The organism is Aquisalinus luteolus, assembly GCF_009712425.2.
GTDB lineage: Bacteria > Pseudomonadota > Alphaproteobacteria > Caulobacterales > Parvularculaceae > Aquisalinus > Aquisalinus luteolus.
On record NZ_VCJR02000001.1, the window covers coordinates 1,193,580 to 1,212,247 of the forward strand.

Below are 18,668 nucleotides of genomic sequence, written 5' to 3' on the forward strand. Positions count from 1 at the left end.
TCTTTCCAGGCGCCGGAGTGGCACCTCATCGGGTTACGTAGATTTCTTGGTAGCTTTCTTCGTAGCCTTCTTGGTGGACTTCTTGGCCGCCTTCTTCGTGCTCTTCTTTGCAGTCTTCTTGGCGGCTTTTTTCTTGGTCGCCTTTTTCTTCTTGCCGCCCTTGGCTTCGCGCTCGGCGATCAGGGTTACAGCCTCTTCCAGCGTGATCTTCTGCGGGTCCATGCCTTTGGGGATGGTCGCGTTGATCTTCTGGTGCTTCACGTAAGGGCCGTAGCGACCGTCGAACACATTGACCGGGTCTTCGGTTTCCGGGTGGGCGCCAAGTTCGCGCAGAGGCTTGGCCGTCTGGCCGCGACCGCGGGGATTGGCTTTCTTTTCGGCGATCAGCGTGACGGCGCGGTTTAGACCGATCTCGAACACTTCATCCGCGCTCGGGAGGTTCGCATAGGTCTTGCCGTGCTTGATATAAGGGCCGTAGCGGCCGATGGCGGCTTCAATCATCTCGCCATCTTCCGGGTGCGGACCGACTTCGCGCGGCAGGGAGAGCAGCATCATCGCCTTGTCGAAATCGATATCGGCGATCTCCCAGCCCTTGGGGATGGACGCGCGCTTGGGCTTTTCCTTCAGTTCCTTGTTTTCCTCGCCGAGCTGCACATAGGGCCCGAACCGGCCCGTGCGCAGGGAAACCTCGAGCGACGTGTTCGGATCGACGCCCAGCACCTTGCCTTCGGCGAGTTCGGGATCGTCAGCCTCTGACTTCGCCAGCTGGCGAGTGTAGTTGCAGTCCGGATAATTCGAGCAGCCGATGAACGCGCCGAACCGGCCGATTTTCAGCGACAGCTCGCCCTCGTTACAGGTCGGGCACAGCCGCGCCGGCTTGCCATCTTCGCGCGGTGGGAAGATGTGGGGGCCGAGCGCCTCGTTCAGCGCGTCGAGGACGTGGGTGATGCGCAGGTCCGACAGGCTCTCGACAGTCGCGTTGAACTCGCGCCAGAAGTCACGCAGGAACTGCTTCCAGTCGGCCTTGCCGTCGGAAATCTCGTCGAGGGTCTCCTCGAGGTTTGCCGTGAAATCATATTCGACATAGCGCTCGAAGAAATTCTCCAGGAACGCCGTGACGATGCGGCCCTTGTCGTCCGGGATGAACCGGTTCTTGTCCATGGTCACGTAGGTGCGGTCCTGCAGCACCGAGATGATCGACGCATAGGTCGACGGGCGGCCGATGCCCAATTCTTCCAGCCGTTTGACGAGCGAGGCTTCGGTGAAGCGGGGCGGGGGCTGGGTGAAGTGCTGCTCGGTCTTGGCGTCCTGCACGTCGGCGCCTGCACCTGCCTCGACTTTCGGCAGCCGGCTTTCGCCATCTTCCTCGCTGTCGCTATCGTCGCGGGTCTCGGTGTAGAGCTTGAGGAAGCCGTCGAACACGACGACGGACCCGGTGGCGCGCAGCCCTGTCTTGTCATCGGACGACACGATCTCGATCGTCGTCTGTTCGAGGCGGGCCGCTTCCATCTGCGAGGCGATGGCACGTTTCCAGATCAGGTCATACAGGCGGTATTCGTCCGTATCGAGATTCTTCAGCCCGCGCGGGTGACGGGTGAAGCTGGTCGGGCGGATACATTCGTGCGCTTCCTGGGCGTTCTTGGCCTTGGATTTGTACATCCTCGGGCTGTCGGGCAAATATTCCTCGCCGAACGTGCCTTTTACCGCGGCGCGGGCGTCCTGCACGGCTTCCGGCGCCATGTCGATGCCGTCGGTCCGCATATAGGTGATAAGACCGACCGTCTCGCCGCCGATGGAAATGCCTTCATAGAGGCGCTGTGCCGTCCGCATGGTGCGCGAGGCGTTGAAGCCGAGCTTGCGGGACGCTTCCTGCTGCAGAGTCGAGGTCGTGAACGGCGCATAGGGATTACGGCGCACCGGCTTTGACTGCACATCGGCAATGCGGAACGTGCCTTCGTCAACCGCTGCCTTGGCGCGGGCGGCGTCGTCGGCATTGCCCAGCGAGAACTTGGTCAGCTTTTCGCCATCAAGCGTCACGAGGCGGGCGGTGAAGGGCGACGACCCACCGGAGGTGACCTGCGCTTCCAGCGACCAGTATTCCTCGGCGACGAATTTTTCGATCTCCAGCTCACGCTCGCAGATCAGCCGCAGGGCGACGGACTGGACGCGGCCAGCAGAGCGCGAGCCCGGCAACTTGCGCCATAGTACCGGCGACAGGGTGAAGCCGACGAGATAATCGAGGGCCCGGCGGGCGAGATAGGCATCGACCAGCGCCTGATCGACATCGCGCGGGTTCGCCATCGCCTCCGCGACAGCCTTCTTCGTGATGGCATTAAAGGCGACGCGGCGAACGGGTTTGTCTTTGATGGCCTTGCGGGCATGCAGCACTTCCATCAGGTGCCAGGAAATCGCTTCGCCCTCGCGGTCGGGGTCGGTCGCGAGAATCAGGCCGTCGGAATTTTTCACCGCATCGACGATTTCGCTGACGCGCTTTTTCGACTTCGCGTCCATGTCCCAGATCATCGCGAAATCCTGCTCCGGATCGACGGAGCCATCCTTGGAAGGCAGGTCGCGAATATGACCGTAGGAGGCGAGCACCTTGTAGTCATTGCCGAGATATTTGTTGATGGTTTTGGCCTTTGATGGCGACTCGACGATGACGACTTGCATTCGATCTTTTTTCCCTGTCCGCCCCATCTGCCGTTCCCGGCAGGCGTGTGGCGGCGCGATAAATAAGTGTACAGGCAGCGGTTCGCGAAAGTGGTCGGGCGCGGGCTTCCTGTCAACACGCAATCTCAAAGCCGCAACTTATGGTAAATAAATATTGATGGAATCGCGCAAGGAGTGCATACCGGGGGACGCGTAAGGGGAGCACTTCTATGAGTCGATCGGGGAATGGCAGGGGCAAGGTCCCCCTCGATAAGTACTTTATCCAGTCCGCTTCTGATGAAGAGATTCTCGGCTATATGCACGATATGTCAGAGGAGTTAGCCAGTATGTGTGAAATGAGGGGATATGATGATCTGAAGCCCGTATTTCTGCAGGCGCGTCAGTCAATATCCCGCACTATCAAGCGACATGGTAACTAAAATCCATAACTTTAAGTTGTTAACGGTCCCAGTAACACAACTGTAACATTTTGTTTACTTGGTGGTCGCAGGCTGTTTCGGGCAGAAGGAGGGAAACTATGAGTGAATATCAAGTTCAAGATCATGACGAAGCCTTTCTTCGTCAGATCAGTGAAGCAGACCTCATCAGTTACATGAGTGATGCCACTCGAGCGCTAAAACAGATGTCGAGTTCAAAAAATCTGTCTGCGCTTTCGGAGGTGTACGGCCTGGCTCTCAGCCTGATGGAGCGCCATAATGGTTTTGGCGCTAATTCGCATCGCATGACAGGCTAAACCGCCCACCGGTGTGCTCCTCGGCCTCGCCCGACAGGACGAGGTCGAGCAGGGCATCGGCAACAATGGCAGGCGCGGCGGTCGCTTCCCGCAAAATGATATCCCGGTGCACAGGGGTGTAGCTGAGAAGGCTCACGATTTCTCGCCGCGCATTGGCGACGGCATCGGCATCGATGGCCATTGCGTCTGCATGGTCGAACAGATCGCCGGCCGGCTCCCTCAGGACATTCGTTGCTCCCTGCAGGCTGTCGATGACATCCTGAGCATTCTCTATCAGCATCGCGCCGTCCCTGATCAACCTGTTGGTGCCCTGGCATCGCGGATCGAGCGGCGAACCGGGCACGGAGAAGACATCACGTCCTTGTTCCGCCGCATAACGCGCCGTGATCAGCGTGCCTGACTTAACCGCGGCTTCTACGACGATCACCCCTAGCGACAGACCAGAGATGATCCGGTTGCGGCGGGGAAAATCCTTGCCTGTAGGCTTGAACCCTATCGGCCGCTCCGACACAACTGCGCCGCGCCTCGCGATTTCTTCTGTCAGGTCGCGGTGTTCAGGGGGATAAATCACATCGATACCGCCTGCCACCGCGGCAATGGTGCCCGATGAGAGAGAGGCGGCGTGGGCGGCGCCATCAATGCCTCTGGCCAGACCGGAGACGACGACGAGACCGGCGGTCCCAAGGTCACGGGCCAGGTCGCTTGCCATGCGTCGCCCAACGGCGGAGGCATTCCTTGCGCCGACAATGGCGATTGCATTTCTCTGGAAAAGGCCGGGATCACCGGCAACGCACAGCACAGGCGGAGCATCGCTGATGGCGCGCAGGGCACGCGGATAGGATGGCTCGCTGGACGCGATCAGATGCACACCGAGCCGGTCCGCCGCTTCAAGTTCCGCCTCGACCTGATCGGGAGAACACAGCTTCAGACTCTTGCGGGTGTTTGCGATATCAGGAATACGTTCGAGAGCATCGCCCGCAGAGCCAAAGCGCTTGATCAGCTGGTGAAAGGTCACGGGGCCGATCTGCTCGGATCGTATCAGGCGCAGCCAGTCGCGCCTTTCCCGTTCAGACAGCTCGTGCAGATCCATGCGGTGTGTTCCCCTTTGTCCACAACCTCGCATGTGTTCCCGTTATGTTCAACCCGGTTTTGCCGGGTGAAAGGATTATTTCTTGCCGCCGATCCTGGGCTCCGTCCCTGCCATCAGGCGCTCGATATTGGCGCGATGGCGGATGAAAATAAGCACTGTCATGAACAGGGCAGCGATTGCGGTAATCGCCTCGCCGAAGCCGACATAGAACACCAGCGGCGACACGGCAGCGGCAACCAGCGCCGACAGGGACGAGATGCGGCTGATGAAAGCGGTCACAAGCCAGATGGCGCAGGCGATCAGCCCGGCAAAGAAATTGAGTGCCAGCAGGGTGCCGAGAAATGTTGCGACACCCTTGCCACCCTTGAATTTCAGCCAGACCGGAAAGCAATGCCCGAGAAAGGCTGCAGCACCGGCGAGAGCCATCGGGGCCTCCGCCCAGCCGGTGATCAGCCCGATGATAATGACCGCGATCGCACCCTTGCCGGAGTCGAGCAGCAGTGTTGCCAGCGCCAGGTCCTTGCGGCCCGTACGCAGCACGTTCGTCGCACCGATATTGCCGGAGCCGATCGCACGGATATCGCCGAGGCCGGCTAGCTTCGTGATGACAAGGCCAAAGGGTATGGAGCCGAGCAGATAGCCGAGGACGAGGGCGAGAACGAGCATCATGATTTAGCCTTTACGACGCCGGCGGCAACGAGGCTCTCCGCAGCGGCGAGGGTTGCTTCCTCAGCGCTCCGCGGCGACCAGTTCAGTACACGGCGTATCTGCATGTTGTTGATCTTCCGTTCGATGCCGAGGTCCGGCAACAGCGCCTTCAGGTCCGGACGGAACAGGGCGAATAGCCGCACGGCGAAGTCCGGCAGGACGGTGGTCGGTACCTTGATACCATGGGCGACCATCGGTTCTTTAATCATGTCCGAGATATCCTTGAACCAGAGCTCATCGACGGCACAGCAGAACCGCTTGCCCGCCGCTTCCGGCTCGGTCATCGCCGCGACATGGGCGGCAGCGACATCGCGCACATCGACGACGGGGAAGGACAGGCGGGGCAGGGCCGGCATTTGCCCGCTCATCATCTGCACCAGCGGCTCCATGGAGGTCGACGTGTCCGGCGTCGTGATCGGGCCGAGCACGAGACCGGGGTTGATGACGGCCAGTTCCATGCCGCGATTGCGGGGTGTGCTGATGAAATCCCACGCCGCCTTTTCTGCCAGTGTTTTCGATTTCGCATAGGCGCTGATGCCGTCGCCCGACAGGTTCGACCAGTCGTGTTCGTCGAACGGGCGCTCGCGGCCGTTATGGCCATACATGACGGCGACGAGAGACGAGGTCAGGACAGTGCGTCTCACACCGGCGCGGGCGGCAGCTTGCAGTGCTCGCAGGGCGCCATCGACCGCCGGGCGGATGATCTCGTTCTCGTCCTTCGGCTGCGCGAGCGGGAAGGGCGAGGCGACATGCAGCAGGTAAGTGCAGCCTGCCATCGCTTCTTCCCAGCCATCATCCTTCAACAGGTCGACATAGGCGAAGGAAAGCTTCTCGCCACCGCTGGGCAGCATGGCGCTTATGGCATCGCGCACTTCCTGTTCGCGGTTCGGGCTGCGCAGCGTGCCCCGCACGTCATACCCCGCTTCAAGCAACTGCACGATACAGTGCTGCGCGATGAAACCTGATGCGCCCGTTACAAGCACGGTGTCGGACATTGAAGTCACTCCTGTTCGGTCAAAAGCGCGTCGAGCACGGCCATGCGGGTCGTCACGCCATGGGCGACCTGGTCGAGGATCAGTGAGCGTGACCGGTCGTCTGCGAGAGCCCCTGAAATCTCGATCCCCCGGTTCATCGGGCCCGGATGCATGACCTTTGCGGTGAGTGCGGCGAAGCCCAGCGTCTCGTGGGTCAGGCCGAAGGTTGCATGGTACTCTTCGTTAGTCATGCCATAGCCGCTTTCCATGCGTTCCATCTGCATGCGGAGGGCCATGACGAAATCGCAACCGGCAAGGCCTTCCTTCAGTGAGGTATAGCGCTCGACATGGCTGTACTGGTTCGCGGCAGGGTGCAGCTGCTCCGGGCCAACAAAGCGCACCTCTGCACCCAGGCGGGGCAGCAACTCGGCGTTCGACCCGGCGACGCGCGAATGGCGAACGTCGCCGCAAATTGCGACGGTGATACCCTTCAGCCCTTCCTCGGGCGTGCGGCCAAGGCTTTCCAGCATTGTCGCTGCGTCGAGAAGCGCCTGCGTCGGATGGCTGCGCGTGCCTTCGCCGGCATTGATGACGGCGCAGGGAATGTTCGCCTTGCCCAGCGCCGAGGAGACAAACTCCGCCGTGTCGTGCTCCTTGTTGCGCACGACCATCGCATCCGCGCCCATCGCCGCAAGGGTCTGGGTCGTGTCCTGCAACTCCTCGCCCTTGTGGACGGAGGAGGCGGCGACCGGCACGACGATGATGTCAGCGCCCAGCTTCTTGCCCGCCAGTTCGAAGGAGCAGTTCGTACGAGTCGAGTTTTCGAAGAACAGGTTCACCTGTGTGCGGCCCTTCAGGCGCAGCGGGATATCGAGATCGTCACGCACCAGCGCCCGGTAATATTGGGCAAGCTTCAGCAGGAAAATCAGGTCTCCATCCGACAGGGCATTGATGCCGGTCAGATGCATCCGGGACAGGCCGCCATCGGGCGGTGTCGGGCGTTCAGGATAAAGGCTCATCAAGCCCCGGATATAGGCGTGATCGACGGGCGCTGGCAAGCGCGATCCTGCGCCCGCCAGCGATCGGTTTTCCTCAGTCGATCTCAGGTGCGACCTCGTCGATGTCACCGTCGATGATCGTCACCGTGCCACGCGGGCGGCCCTCGAACAGGCGGCGGCGGTTGGCGGTTTCGATCTTGTTCTCGAACTCTTTCAGCAGGCGTGTGACCGTCTGCGGCACATCGATATTGATATCCTCCTGACCGCTCAGGGCATCGACGACATAATAGCTCGAGCCGCCTTCGACACCGCCGGCAAGGTCAGCGATGTCATACTCATAGACGCCCTTGCGCAGGGGGCGGTCGTTTTCGAGAATTTCGGTGACATCGGCGGTGGCATAGCGGGCAAGGTGCGCCTTCACGTCGGCATCGAAGTCCGGGAAGTACCACGGCGCAGCCTCGTAATAGATCTGCGAAATATCAATCGTGTTGGTCCGCTCGCTCACACCGCGCAGGGAGTTGACGAATTCCGTCGCATTGGACCGCAGGTTCCGGGTGATATTCGAAGAGCCATAGGCCTCGCGGTGGATACTTGGCCCGCCGATATTGCCGCGGAAGAAGCCGTAGATGACCAGCGGATCGTCCCAGTGGGGATAGACGATGCGTTCGCGAATATCGCGCAGCGACAGCGGCACGCCCTGGATGGTGACCAGCTTGGCGTCATCCAGGGGCACGCCCGGATCGCCGAAGAGGAGGCGGTGGGGCTGCTTTATCGGATAGTTGACGGCGATCGTCTCGATCATCAGCGCGTTGTGCAGGTTCAGCCAGTAGGCCAGCTGCTCGTTGCGGCTGAGTGTCGTGATGTCGATCTCGTTGCCGATGTCTTCCAGCGCGATGCGGTACTCGACGATCAGCGCCTTGTACTCGTCAGTGAAAAGCGAAAAGACGACACGGTTGCCCTCCAGGCGATAGGGGGAGTTATGGCCCGGCGTCAGATTGGAGCCAGTCTTTGGCGGCGGCGAGCCTGCCCGGGTGCGCAGGGACTGCCCGAAGGAGAAGACCATGCCGGACAGCAGCTCGTCCCAGACTTCGTAATCGAGGCGCGTATTGACCGAAGGAGCCGGTGCGAATTGTGTCAGCGCCGGTTCGCGTTCGGCGCGCGTCGCAGTTTCGGTTGTCGCGCAGGCAGCGACAGCCAGCAACGACAGGATGATGAAGAGACGAGTGATCATGATGCCCCACACAGACAATTACTACTGGGCCTTACCCTAGCAGCACTGGCAGATTCTGCCACAGGAATTGTGTGGTTTCGCTAGCGCGATTTCATTCGGTCTAAGGCGCCTTGAAGGATATAGGTCGCGGCCATCTCGTCGATCGTCTCGGCGCGGCGGGCGCGGCTGGTGTCCAGCGCGATCATTTCCCGTTCAGCGGCAGCGGTGGACAGGCGCTCGTCCCAGAAGGCGACCGGCAAGTCGGACAGGCGCGCAAGATTGCGGGCAAAGGCGCGGGTCGCCTGGGCGCGGGGTCCTTCGGTCCCGTCCATGTTGATCGGCAGGCCCAGGATGATGCCGGTGACACGGCGCTCTGTGGCCAGCGCGAGCATCGCCTCGGCGTCCTGCGTGAACTTCTTGCGCCGGATCGTGGTGACCGGCGTTGCCAGGCTTCTTTCCGGGTTTGACACGGCGATGCCGATTGTCTTTGTTCCGAGATCGAGCCCGAAGACGGGCCCTGACGGCGGAAAGGCTGAGAGCTGGTCGATGAAATTTCCTGACATGAGCGTCCTATCGGGCAAAAACCCCGGCGCGGCAACCCTGGCGGTGGGCGCGGGGGTACTGGCTTTGTTCATTCTGGCGCTGGTGCTGGTCCTGCGTCCTGCGCCTCAGACGAGCCAGAGCTATCACGTGCAGCTTTATCCGTTCCTGACGGATGCGGGGGTGGAAATTGGCTATCGTCCGCAAGAGCCAGTGGAGAGCCTGACTATCGGTCTGTCACCGGATTATCTCTCCGCGCTGACGATCACCATGAATGGCGAGATCGTCAGCATGGCGGGCGAGGGTAACGGCATCGGCTTTGAGGGCAGTGAGCCGTTCGACCTTGTCAGCGTCGTTCTTGACCGCTCGCTTGAGACACCGGCCAAGGCCTATCCGCTGGTGCAATACGGCACCGAGGCGGCGGTCATCAATATCGCGCCGTTCCAGCCGGTCGCGGTCAATGGTGATCGTGTCTCCGGGCAGTCGGCGGGGCCGCGTTTCCAGTGGGTCGGCCAGCCGCTGATCTGGGAGGGCGAGAACATCGTCATGCTCTACGAGGGTGCAATGCCGCAGGCTGTGCAGGGCATGATCGGTAATTCCATCGCCGTGCTGAATGATTACTACAAGGGTGTGCTGGGTGGGGAGTTGTCGACCCGGCCTGAACTCTACATGCTCTACGATGCCGGACGGCCCGGACAGATATCCATTGAGGGCGACAGTGTGCGCGGGCAGGCGTTGATCCGCTTCATCGGCGGTGGCCTCGGCGAGGTCGGGCAGGAAGCCCAGCGCCGGGTGCTGGAGAATATCGCCCACGAGATGGCCCATCTCTGGCAGCTGGAACGCCAAGGTGTAGGCACTGCGCCGGACTGGCTCCATGAGGGCGGCGCCCAGGCGATCGGGTTGGAGAGCCTGTTCATCACCGAGAAATATTCAGATGCCGATTATTCGGCGATGCTCGGCCGGGCCCAGCGAAATTGCGCCAATGCGCTTTCCGGCGGTCCGCTCGACAAGGCGGCCGCGCGCGGCGACCACGAGGCGAGCTATGCCTGCGGCGTCATGACGTGGACGGCGTTGTCGGCCCAGCGCGAGGGCGCGACAGTGGTCTCTACGTGGAAGGCTTTTGCCGATTTTGCTGCTGAGCGCCGCGACGGTCAGAGTGCCGAGGCGTTCTACGACTTTGCCGCCGACTGGTCCGGCAGCGAGCCTTTCACCCGGTCGCTGCGCCAGTTCGTCACCGCCGACTGGTCCGGTGCCAATGGCCGCCTGATCGTCGATGGCCTGTTCGAGGGCTCTCTATAGCTCGCCCATTAGAGGTTCTGGGCCCAGCAACGCCCTTGCCCTTGCGGGGCGGGCTTGCTAACCGGTGACGATATTCTTTCACGACAAGCATTCAGGGAAACCCCATGTCCATCGACAAGGAAACCGTCCGCAAGGTCGCCAAGCTGGCCCGCATCGCCGAGCCGGAGGAACGCCTCGAACCGCTCGCAAAGGAACTCTCCGGCATTCTCGACTGGATCGAGATGCTTAACGAGGTCGATGTCGAGGGCGTAGAGGCGATGGCCTCCACGGTAGAGACACAGTTGCCGATGCGCGAGGATGTGCTGACCCACGACTATACCGGCGGCGGCAAGCCGGAGGATATCGTCGCCAATGCGCCGAAGACGGAAGATCACTTCTTCGTCGTGCCGAAGGTGGTGGAGTGAGTGAGAGCCATTCTGTCTCATTAGCTGTCGGGCAGGTCTGGTCAGTGAAGGGCTTGCCGGAGGAGGCGGATATGCTGATTGGGCGCATAGAAGAATTCAGAGGGGAAACAGTCGTTTCCATAAAGATCAGAAATCTGCCGGTTCAGAAGGACCGACACACGAAGCTTAAGGATGATTGCCAAACCGAGGATATCTTTCATACGCCATTCCTTCAGTCCGCTGTACTTTCAAGCGTAGACAGATTGAAAGGCACCCATCAGCAGCCTGATGAAGAATTTGAAAAGGGCTATGCTGTTTGGAAGGATTACACGGATGACGGCGGTGGTGATCCGATAAGTGAAACGATTGCTGAAAGCATACAGACCAGTTTTGATATCATAAGAAGTTGCACGACATGACTGATTATACCGAACTCTCCCTTGCCGACCTGCGCGACGGCCTGAAGAAAAAAGACTTTACTTCCGCCGAGGTAACCGACGCCTATATCGCCCGGATCGAGGGTGCGGCGGCGCTGAATGCCTTCATCACCCCGACGCCGGATATCGCCCGCGATAAGGCGACTGAATCCGACGCCAGGCTCGCCAAGGGCGAGGGCGGGGCGCTGGAAGGCGTGCCGCTGGGCATCAAGGACCTGTTCTGTACTCGCGACACGCTGACGACGGCGGCGAGCCACATCCTCGACGGCTTCCACCCGAAATATGAATCGACTGTGACGACCAACCTGTTCGCCGACGGCGCAGTGATGCTGGGTAAGCTGAACCTCGACGAATTCGCCATGGGTTCGTCCAACGAGACGTCCTATTACGGCGATGTCGTCAACCCGTGGCGCCGCACTGGCGATAACGCCACCCGCATCGAGGCGGGCAAAGTCGTTGGCGGGCTGACGCCGGGCGGCTCGTCCGGTGGGTCTTCGTCTGCCGTTGCCGCGCGGCTCTGTGCTGGCGCGACCGCGACGGACACCGGCGGTTCGATTCGTCAGCCTGCGGCCTTTACCGGCACGGTCGGCCTGAAGCCGACCTATGGCCGCGTCTCGCGCTGGGGCGTCGTCGCGTTTGCGTCGTCGCTCGACCAGGCAGGGCCGATCACCCGCACGGTGCGCGACAGCGCCATCATGCTGAAGTCCATGGCCGGGCACGATCCGAAAGATTCCACCTGCATCGACCGTCCGGTACCGGACTATGAGGCGGTACTGGGCCAGGGCGTGAAGGGCCTAAAGATCGGCGTGCCCAAGGAATATCGCATCGACGGTATGCCGGAGGAGATCGAGAAACTCTGGCAGCAGGGCATCGACTGGATGAGGGATGCTGGCGCGGAGATCGTCGACATCTCCCTGCCAATGACGAAATATGCGCTGCCGGTCTACTACATCGTCGCCCCGGCGGAGGCGTCCTCGAACCTTGCCCGTTATGACGGCGTGAAATATGGCCTGCGCGTCGCCGACGACAAGGACAACATCACCGCCCTGTACGAGAAGACCCGCGCCGCCGGTTTCGGGGACGAGGTCAAGCGCCGCATCCTGATCGGCACATACGTTCTTTCGGCGGGCTACTACGACGCCTATTACATCCGTGCACAGAAGGTGCGCAAGAAGATCTTCGACGAGTTCCAGGAAGCCTACAAGCAGGTCGACCTGATCCTGACCCCGTCGACGCCGTCTGCCGCCTTCGGTCTCGGCGAGAAGAAAAATGCCGACCCGGTCGAGATGTATCTCAACGACATCTTCACCGTCACGGCGAACCTTGCCGGCCTCCCAGGTATCTCGGTGCCTGCCGGTCTCGACGGCCAGGGCCTGCCCCTCGGCCTGCAGCTGATCGGCCGTCCGTTCGACGAGGAGACGTTGCTGAAAGGTGCGGACGCGCTGGAGCAGTCCGCCGGATTCACGGCCAAGCCGGACGAGTGGTGGGTTTAGGCTATATGCCAAGTCTCGCAGTAGATGGTTATGAGAAACTGTCTGCTGTTATAGACACTATCCAGATTACAGAACTGATCAGCCAGCTGTCCTTCGAGGCAGCTGGCTGTCGTGTGTTTGAGCCGCAAGAAAAATTACGCGAAACTGTGTTCGGTCCGATGCTCTCCTTGGTGGCCGAGCGGTCCACTCAGGACATACGACCGGTACGGATTATCCTGTTTGACAAGAAGCCGGGTCGAAACTGGACATTGGGCTGGCATCAGGACCGGACCATCGCTGTGCGTGAGAGGCATGAGTTGCCGGAGTTTCAGGTGTGGAGCACAAAAGGTGGTGTGCCGCATGTCGAGCCCCCCTTCCGGTTCATGGAAGATATGCTAACGATGCGGTTGCATCTGGACGATGTAGATAAGACGAATGGAGCCTTGGAAGTCATTTCCGGATCACATTGTCTTGGCCGCCTTTCAGACGCGGAGACTGCCAGTGCTGCTGCTGCGGGAAAGGCAGTCGCCATCGAACAGTCAGCCGGGGATGCGGTCATACTGGCTACGCCTATAGTGCATCGCTCTCTAGCCTCGACATCCGAGCGCCGACGCCGCGTAATCCATGTCGATCTTTCCCCAAAAGACTTGCCGCCACCACTGGAGTGGGCGTTGAGCTAAAGTTTCTGTTGGCTCAAACTCTCAACCTGTCATCCCGGCCAAGCGCAGCGCGAGCCGGGACCCATCTCCGGCGAGCTGTTTGGAAAATGGACGCTCTGTAGGCACTCATTAAAACAAAGCTTGGTCACGGGGTGATGTTTGAGCAGTCCCGGGATGACAAGAGTGGCGAGTTCAGGGTTAAATGCTCAGGGCAGGCAAATAAGAGGGAGAGACATCATGAACCGGACGCTGAAAATACTCATCGGCATACTGGTCATCGCCGTGATCGCCTATCTCGGCGCTGACTTCTTTCTCGACAGCCGCGCGCGGGCAGGGGCGGAGGAGTTCTGTTACCCCGATGGTGTTCTGACGGTAGATACCAGCGGCTTCGGCGCGGAGGTAATCTGCCAGATGCCGATGCCCGAATCTTTTGAGGAATAAACTTATTTTATATCCTATACGCCCCATCCTGTAGTAGTTTCCCGCATCGAACCCTGCATCGTTAGCAGTTTCACGACGTCAGGGGCTAGTAGCTTATCGGTGGGGGTCCCTGTATGAAGAAGCATGCCTTTATCTTTACCGGCTTCAGCAAGAAAGTGTTGAGCCACAATGCTGAAAAGGTCGTAGCCCTGCTGAAGGAGCACGGCTTTACGGTCGACGTGTTTTCAGGGTCTCGGCTGAATATGCTCGTCAACAGCAGCCTGGAATTTCCCGAGGAGGGGAGCCTTCGCAAGCATGTAGAGGCTGAAACCGGCCGCAACGATTACACTATTGCCATCGGAGCATCAGGTGGCGGATATGGCGGATTGATGCACAGTATCTATGCTGGCGCGTCATGCTTCATCGGGTTTTCGTCCTTTACCAATGTGAGCCTTGCCAGCAGGGAGATCGATCCGCGCGGTGCGCAGATACTTGGGGTGATGGATGAGGTGATCCTTGACGACAGCCGGCGTGATCTGGGTGTCCATATGGACGAACAGAAGCCGAAACTGAACGTTCACTTGTATTATCCAAAGGGCGAGCCGAGCGACACATACCAGGCGGAAAACCTGAAACGGTTCGAGAATGTAAAGCTGCATCCTCAGGACTCCTCAAAGCATAACATGACGGATATTTCGTTCGATGTTATCCCGGCGATCCTGTCCATTCTTCAGGCTGAAGGGGTGGCAGAGGAAAGAAAATTGGTGCCGTCCGAATAAGCCTTAAAAAAAAGCCCGGCAGGTTACCGCCGGGCTTTGTCATCTTACTCTGTAAACAGAGCTTATTTCGCGAACAGGCCTTCGACGGCGGCGCGTTCTTCGCGAAGCTCTTTCTCTGTCGCGTCCATGCGGGCGCGGGAGAAGTCGTTGATCTTGAGGCCCTGGACGATCTCGTATTTGCCACCCTTGCAGGTCACCGGATAGCCATAGATGACGCCCGGCTCAATGCCGTAGGAGCCGTCTGACGGGATGCCCATGGAGATCCATTCGCCATCCGTCGTGCCCAGCGCCCAGGAGCGCATGTGGTCGATTGCGGCGGAGGCAGCGGAGGCCGCAGACGACGCGCCGCGGGCCTTGATGATCGCGGCGCCGCGCTGCTGGACTTCCGGAATGTACGTGTTTTCGTACCAGTCCTGATCGACCTGATCGAGGGCCGGCTTGCCGTTGACCGTCGCCTGGTGCAGGTCCGGATACTGGGTCGAGGAGTGGTTGCCCCAGATGGTGATACCCTTCACGTCGGTCGAATGGGCGCCGGTCTTCTCGGCCAGCTGGCTCATCGCGCGGTTGTGGTCGAGGCGGACCATGGCGGTGAAGCATTTCGGGTCCAGATCAGGCGCGTTCTGCTGGGCGATCAGCGCGTTGGTGTTGGCCGGGTTGCCGACGACCAGAACCTTGACGTCGCGGGAGGCATGATCGTTGATCGCCTTGCCCTGCGGGCCGAAAATGCCGCCATTGGCTTCCAGCAGGTCCTTGCGCTCCATGCCCTGCTTGCGAGGCATCGCGCCGACGAGCAGGGCGAAGTCAGCGTCCTTGAACGCGACATTCGGGTCGTCGGTAGCGACCGTGCCGGCGAGCAGCGGGAACGCGCAGTCGTTCAGCTCCATGATAACGCCTTCCAGCGCCGGTAAGGCCGGGGTGATTTCGAGCATCTGCAGGATGACCGGCTGGTCCTTGCCGAGCATGTCGCCCGAAGCGATGCGGAAAAGGAGCGCATAACCGATCTGGCCGGCTGCGCCGGTAACGGCGACGCGGACTGGTGCTTTCATGATGATTTCCTCTTATTGCGTTGCGGTAGAATTCCGTGCGCATGGCATAGGCCCAATGGGGCTGGTGATCAAGAAGGCCAATGTAGTGTGATTGCCGTGCCCTCCCGTCAAGGCTATCTAGAAAGACAAGCAGGAGAGATGACATGGCAGACACTGAAGGGTCCCCGGGCCAGCAGGACCCCACCGGCCAGAGCCCGACCGACCCATACGCGCGACGGGAGCAGACATTTCCTGTCCTGACGTACGAGCAGATCGACCGCATCCGCCCCTATGGTTCTGTCGAGAAGGTGGAGAAGGGCGCTGCCTTGTTTACCCGCGGCGACCGCACGGTCGATTTCTTCGTCATGCTGTCAGGCGAGGTCGAGATTTTCGATGATCAGGGGCGGGGCGATGACCATGTCTTCACCCGCCATGGCCGCCATCAATTTACTGGCGAGCTTGACCTGTTCAATGACCGGAAGGTCCTGGTTTCCGGCCGCATGGGCGAGGATGGCGAGGTTCTGCGCCTGAACCGCGAGAAATTCCGCGAGATGATGACGGCGCTGCCGGACCTCGCCGAGATCATCATGCGGGCTTTCATCCTGCGCCATGTCGCGCTGATGGAGCATGAGCAGGGCGCGGTCATTGTCATCGGCAACAAGGGCGCGAGCCAGATGCTGCAGATCGAGCGTTTCCTGCGCCGCAATGGCTATCCGGTGAAGGTGCTGACGCTGGAGGAGAACGACGCCGAGACCGAACCGGTAATGCGGGGCCTGAACCTGTCGCCGCAATGCCTGCCGGTCGTCATCGGCAAGGGCGACTCCATGATCCGTCACCCAAGCCTGCTGGAGCTTGGCCATTTCCTCGGCATCAGCCATGAGTTCAAGGACGACGAGATCTACGACACGGCGGTGATCGGCGGCGGGCCGTCCGGGCTGGCGGCGGCGGTCTATGCCGCCTCCGAGGGGCTGTCGACGCTGATCGTGGAGGATATGGCGCCGGGCGGGCAGGCGGGGACATCCTCCAAGATCGAGAACTATCTCGGCTTCCCCACCGGCATATCCGGTCAGGCGCTGGCGGGGCGGGCCTTCGTGCAGGCGCAGAAATTCGGCGCGGTCATGGCCGTGCCATACTGTGTGAAGGCGCTGCATTGCGACGATCATCCCTATACGATCGAAATGGAAAGCGGCGAAAGGGTGCAGGCCCGTACGGTAGTGATCGCGTCCGGCGCCAGCTATCGCTCCATGGATGTCGACAATCTGTCGGACTATGACGGCCAGAACGTGCATTACGCGGCAACGGCGCTGGAGGCGCGTCTGTGTACGGACACCGAGGTCGTCGTCATCGGCGGCGGCAATTCCGCCGGGCAGGCGGCGGTCTATCTCGCCCAGCATTCGAAACATGTGCACATGCTGGTGCGCCGGGCAGACGTCGCCGACACGATGTCGGACTATCTCGTCGGGCGGATCAAGGCCTCTTCCGGCATCACGCTCTATGAGAATACGGAGCTTTGCCATATCGAGGGCGACGAGGCGTTACGACAAGCTGAGTGGAAGCATCGTAAAACGGGCGAGGTCACGACCCGGGATATCGGCCACATCTTCCTGATGATCGGCGCCGTGCCGAACACGGCGTGGGTGGAAGGCTGCCTCGCCCTCGACGAAAAAGGCTTCATCATCACCGGGCGCGATGCGGGCATTGCATGGGAGAAGATCAAGGGGGGCGAGGCGTGCGAACGCCAGCCCTTTACGTTCGAATCCTCACGGCCCGGCATCTTCGCCGTCGGCGATGTGCGCTCGCAATCGGTCAAGCGGGTCGCTTCGGCGGTGGGCGAGGGCTCTGTCTGCGTCTCCGATATTCACAAGGTGCTGGCGGAGCTGCGCACGAAGCGGGCTGAAGCCGAGCCGGAAAAAGAGACTGCATGAGCGAAGCTGAATCGGAAGACCGCAAGCCCGTCGACTGGGAGGAGCGCTTCAAGGCAGACGATGCGCCATGGGAGCGGGGCGAGCTGCACCCGGCCTTCACGATGTGGCTCGACGCCGGTCTGATTGCTTCTGGAAAATCCGTCTATGTGCCCGGCTGCGGGCGCTCGCTCGAGCCGCTGGCCTTTGCCAGTCTCGGGCTGGAGGTGAGCGCGGTTGATTATGCGTCGAGCGCCATCGTCTGGCAGTGGACGCAGTTCAAGGCGGCCGGGCTGACCGGCACCCTCGTCACCGGCGATGCACTGGCCTTCCGCCCTGACAGCCCCGTTGATCTCTATTACGAGCAGACGTTTCTCTGCGCGATCCACCCGAGCAAGCGTGAAGAGTATGAGAAAGCTGCGTTCGAGCAGATCGCCCCCGGCGGCCATCTGCTCGCCCTGTTCATGCAGAAGGAAGAGCGCGGCGGCCCGCCCTATGGCTGCGACATGGATGAAATGAGGGCGCTGTTCGGGGAGGAGAGCTGGGCGTGGCCTGATGCAGAGCCGCAGGCTTTCCCGCACCCCAGCCTAGGCGGCAAGGCGGAACTGGCCGTGGCGCTGAAAAGGAAATAGTGCCTGCAGATCATTAGAGTTTGAGAGAGGGCTTTTTTACATTAGGCTTGGCGAATGCGTATTCCGGCCTTGATTGCTCTATTTGCTTTTTTCACCTTTCCGATGGCTCATGCCGGAGATCATCTCGAGCCTGTGGGTTCTATCTATAACCCTAAGTGGCATGACGAGTACGGTAATCTCATCCGGCAGTCTCTTTCGCCAGCAATTTCTGATAGATATGTTTTTGCTACTGCGCTGGTTATCCCCTCATTCTCCGAGGAATTCGCCGTCAGCATAAAAATGTCCGGAGGCGACTATTCGATCGTCGGTGCCACACCGGAAAAGCAGATATGGATCGACTATCGTGAGGCGCTGGGGGAAAGAGAAGAATTGAATGAATCGCTGCCTGAGATCCCGATCATAAGCTGTGAGGTGCCTCTCTCGCCGGATATGGGATCGCGTTTGCTGGATGTCTGGTTTGAAATGCTTCGCCGGACGAAGTATCCCTATGACGACAAGCTTGAACCACCTCATGTAGGGCTTGATGGAACCAATTATCTATTCGCCATGAAAACCGGAAAAGGCATGGTCGGCACGACCCGTTCGCCTGACGAGGCTACGAAACCGGGATATCTGGCAGAGATCGCACACAATCTCGCTGATTCCTGTTTTTCGGGCACCCAACCTTCGCTCAATATATTGGACCCGCTCGAAAAGCTGGAAGCGGCGTTGGCCTCGGACAATTAGCGCGGCCAATCC

General features: G+C 60.4%; 19 protein-coding genes. 11 read left to right on the forward strand and 8 right to left on the reverse strand.

Annotation, left to right across the window (positions count from 1 at the left end; all coding sequences use genetic code 11):
* Positions 1-33: 33 nt before the first annotated feature.
* Positions 34-2,670 (reverse strand): type I DNA topoisomerase, encoded by a 2,637-nt coding sequence (gene topA, locus FF098_RS05575; protein ID WP_155138259.1) that lies wholly within the window; start codon positions 2,668-2,670, stop codon positions 34-36.
* 517 nt (positions 2,671-3,187) lie between these two features.
* Between topA and FF098_RS05580 the strand changes: the two genes are divergently transcribed.
* A complete protein-coding gene (locus FF098_RS05580) occupies positions 3,188-3,403 on the forward strand; it encodes a hypothetical protein (RefSeq protein WP_155138261.1) in 216 nt (71 codons plus the stop codon).
* On the opposite strand, the gene dprA is transcribed toward FF098_RS05580, so the two are convergent.
* The 6 genes from dprA to ruvX form a co-directional block, all read right to left on the reverse strand.
* Positions 3,378-4,493, reverse strand: a complete 1,116-nt coding sequence (dprA, locus tag FF098_RS05585; RefSeq protein ID WP_155138263.1) for a DNA-processing protein DprA — start codon at positions 4,491-4,493, stop codon at positions 3,378-3,380. The two genes, FF098_RS05580 and dprA, sit on opposite strands and share 26 nt — an antisense overlap.
* A gap of 75 nt (positions 4,494-4,568) precedes the next feature.
* Positions 4,569-5,162 carry a glycerol-3-phosphate 1-O-acyltransferase PlsY gene (gene plsY, locus FF098_RS05590; RefSeq protein ID WP_155138265.1) on the reverse strand — a complete coding sequence of 198 codons (594 nt, stop codon included), beginning with the start codon at positions 5,160-5,162 and terminating at the stop codon, positions 4,569-4,571.
* Positions 5,159-6,196, reverse strand: a complete 1,038-nt coding sequence (locus tag FF098_RS05595; RefSeq protein ID WP_155138267.1) for an SDR family oxidoreductase — start codon at positions 6,194-6,196, stop codon at positions 5,159-5,161. Before FF098_RS05595 ends, plsY begins: the two co-directional genes overlap by 4 nt.
* A gap of 5 nt (positions 6,197-6,201) precedes the next feature.
* Positions 6,202-7,233: an aspartate carbamoyltransferase catalytic subunit gene (locus FF098_RS05600; RefSeq protein ID WP_205967397.1), complete on the reverse strand. Its 1,032-nt coding sequence runs from the start codon at positions 7,231-7,233 to the stop codon at positions 6,202-6,204.
* Positions 7,234-7,267: 34 nt separating this feature from the next.
* Complete coding sequence (locus FF098_RS05605; protein WP_155138269.1) at positions 7,268-8,404, reverse strand: DUF547 domain-containing protein; 1,137 nt, start codon at positions 8,402-8,404, stop codon at positions 7,268-7,270.
* 80 nt (positions 8,405-8,484) lie between these two features.
* Entirely contained in the window at positions 8,485-8,946 is a 462-nt protein-coding gene (gene ruvX / locus FF098_RS05610) for a Holliday junction resolvase RuvX (protein WP_155138271.1), read from the reverse strand.
* Between ruvX and FF098_RS05615 the strand changes: the two genes are divergently transcribed.
* From FF098_RS05615 to FF098_RS05645, 7 genes are all read left to right on the forward strand, one after another.
* Entirely contained in the window at positions 8,945-10,222 is a 1,278-nt protein-coding gene (locus tag FF098_RS05615; protein ID WP_155138273.1) for a gluzincin family metallopeptidase, read from the forward strand. The two genes, ruvX and FF098_RS05615, sit on opposite strands and share 2 nt — an antisense overlap.
* A gap of 104 nt (positions 10,223-10,326) precedes the next feature.
* Positions 10,327-10,626 (forward strand): Asp-tRNA(Asn)/Glu-tRNA(Gln) amidotransferase subunit GatC, encoded by a 300-nt coding sequence (gene gatC, locus FF098_RS05620; protein WP_155138276.1) that lies wholly within the window; start codon positions 10,327-10,329, stop codon positions 10,624-10,626.
* Between the two features lie 71 nt (positions 10,627-10,697).
* On the forward strand, positions 10,698-11,024 hold the full coding sequence (locus FF098_RS05625) for a hypothetical protein (protein WP_155138278.1): 327 nt from the start codon (positions 10,698-10,700) through the stop codon (positions 11,022-11,024).
* Positions 11,021-12,535, forward strand: a complete 1,515-nt coding sequence (gene gatA / locus FF098_RS05630) for an Asp-tRNA(Asn)/Glu-tRNA(Gln) amidotransferase subunit GatA (RefSeq protein ID WP_155138280.1) — start codon at positions 11,021-11,023, stop codon at positions 12,533-12,535. The genes FF098_RS05625 and gatA overlap by 4 nt, the downstream gene beginning before the upstream one ends.
* 5 nt (positions 12,536-12,540) lie before the next feature.
* Complete coding sequence (locus tag FF098_RS05635; RefSeq protein WP_155138281.1) at positions 12,541-13,194, forward strand: phytanoyl-CoA dioxygenase family protein; 654 nt, start codon at positions 12,541-12,543, stop codon at positions 13,192-13,194.
* Between the two features lie 216 nt (positions 13,195-13,410).
* Positions 13,411-13,614 (forward strand): hypothetical protein, encoded by a 204-nt coding sequence (locus tag FF098_RS05640; protein WP_155138283.1) that lies wholly within the window; start codon positions 13,411-13,413, stop codon positions 13,612-13,614.
* A gap of 113 nt (positions 13,615-13,727) precedes the next feature.
* A complete protein-coding gene (locus FF098_RS05645; RefSeq protein WP_155138285.1) occupies positions 13,728-14,372 on the forward strand; it encodes a hypothetical protein in 645 nt (214 codons plus the stop codon).
* 62 nt (positions 14,373-14,434) lie between these two features.
* On the opposite strand, the gene FF098_RS05650 is transcribed toward FF098_RS05645, so the two are convergent.
* Positions 14,435-15,418, reverse strand: coding sequence for a malate dehydrogenase (locus FF098_RS05650; protein ID WP_155138287.1), 984 nt, complete (start codon positions 15,416-15,418; stop codon positions 14,435-14,437).
* 143 nt (positions 15,419-15,561) lie between these two features.
* Between FF098_RS05650 and FF098_RS05655 the strand changes: the two genes are divergently transcribed.
* The 3 genes from FF098_RS05655 to FF098_RS05665 are packed head-to-tail and all read left to right on the forward strand — an operon-like array spanning position 15,562 to position 18,656.
* Positions 15,562-17,322, forward strand: a complete 1,761-nt coding sequence (locus tag FF098_RS05655; protein ID WP_155138289.1) for an FAD-dependent oxidoreductase — start codon at positions 15,562-15,564, stop codon at positions 17,320-17,322.
* Positions 17,319-17,930 carry a class I SAM-dependent methyltransferase gene (locus FF098_RS05660; RefSeq protein WP_155138291.1) on the forward strand — a complete coding sequence of 204 codons (612 nt, stop codon included), beginning with the start codon at positions 17,319-17,321 and terminating at the stop codon, positions 17,928-17,930. The genes FF098_RS05655 and FF098_RS05660 overlap by 4 nt, the downstream gene beginning before the upstream one ends.
* Before the next feature lie 54 nt (positions 17,931-17,984).
* On the forward strand, positions 17,985-18,656 hold the full coding sequence (locus FF098_RS05665) for a hypothetical protein (protein WP_155138293.1): 672 nt from the start codon (positions 17,985-17,987) through the stop codon (positions 18,654-18,656).
* Positions 18,657-18,668: the final 12 nt, after the last annotated feature.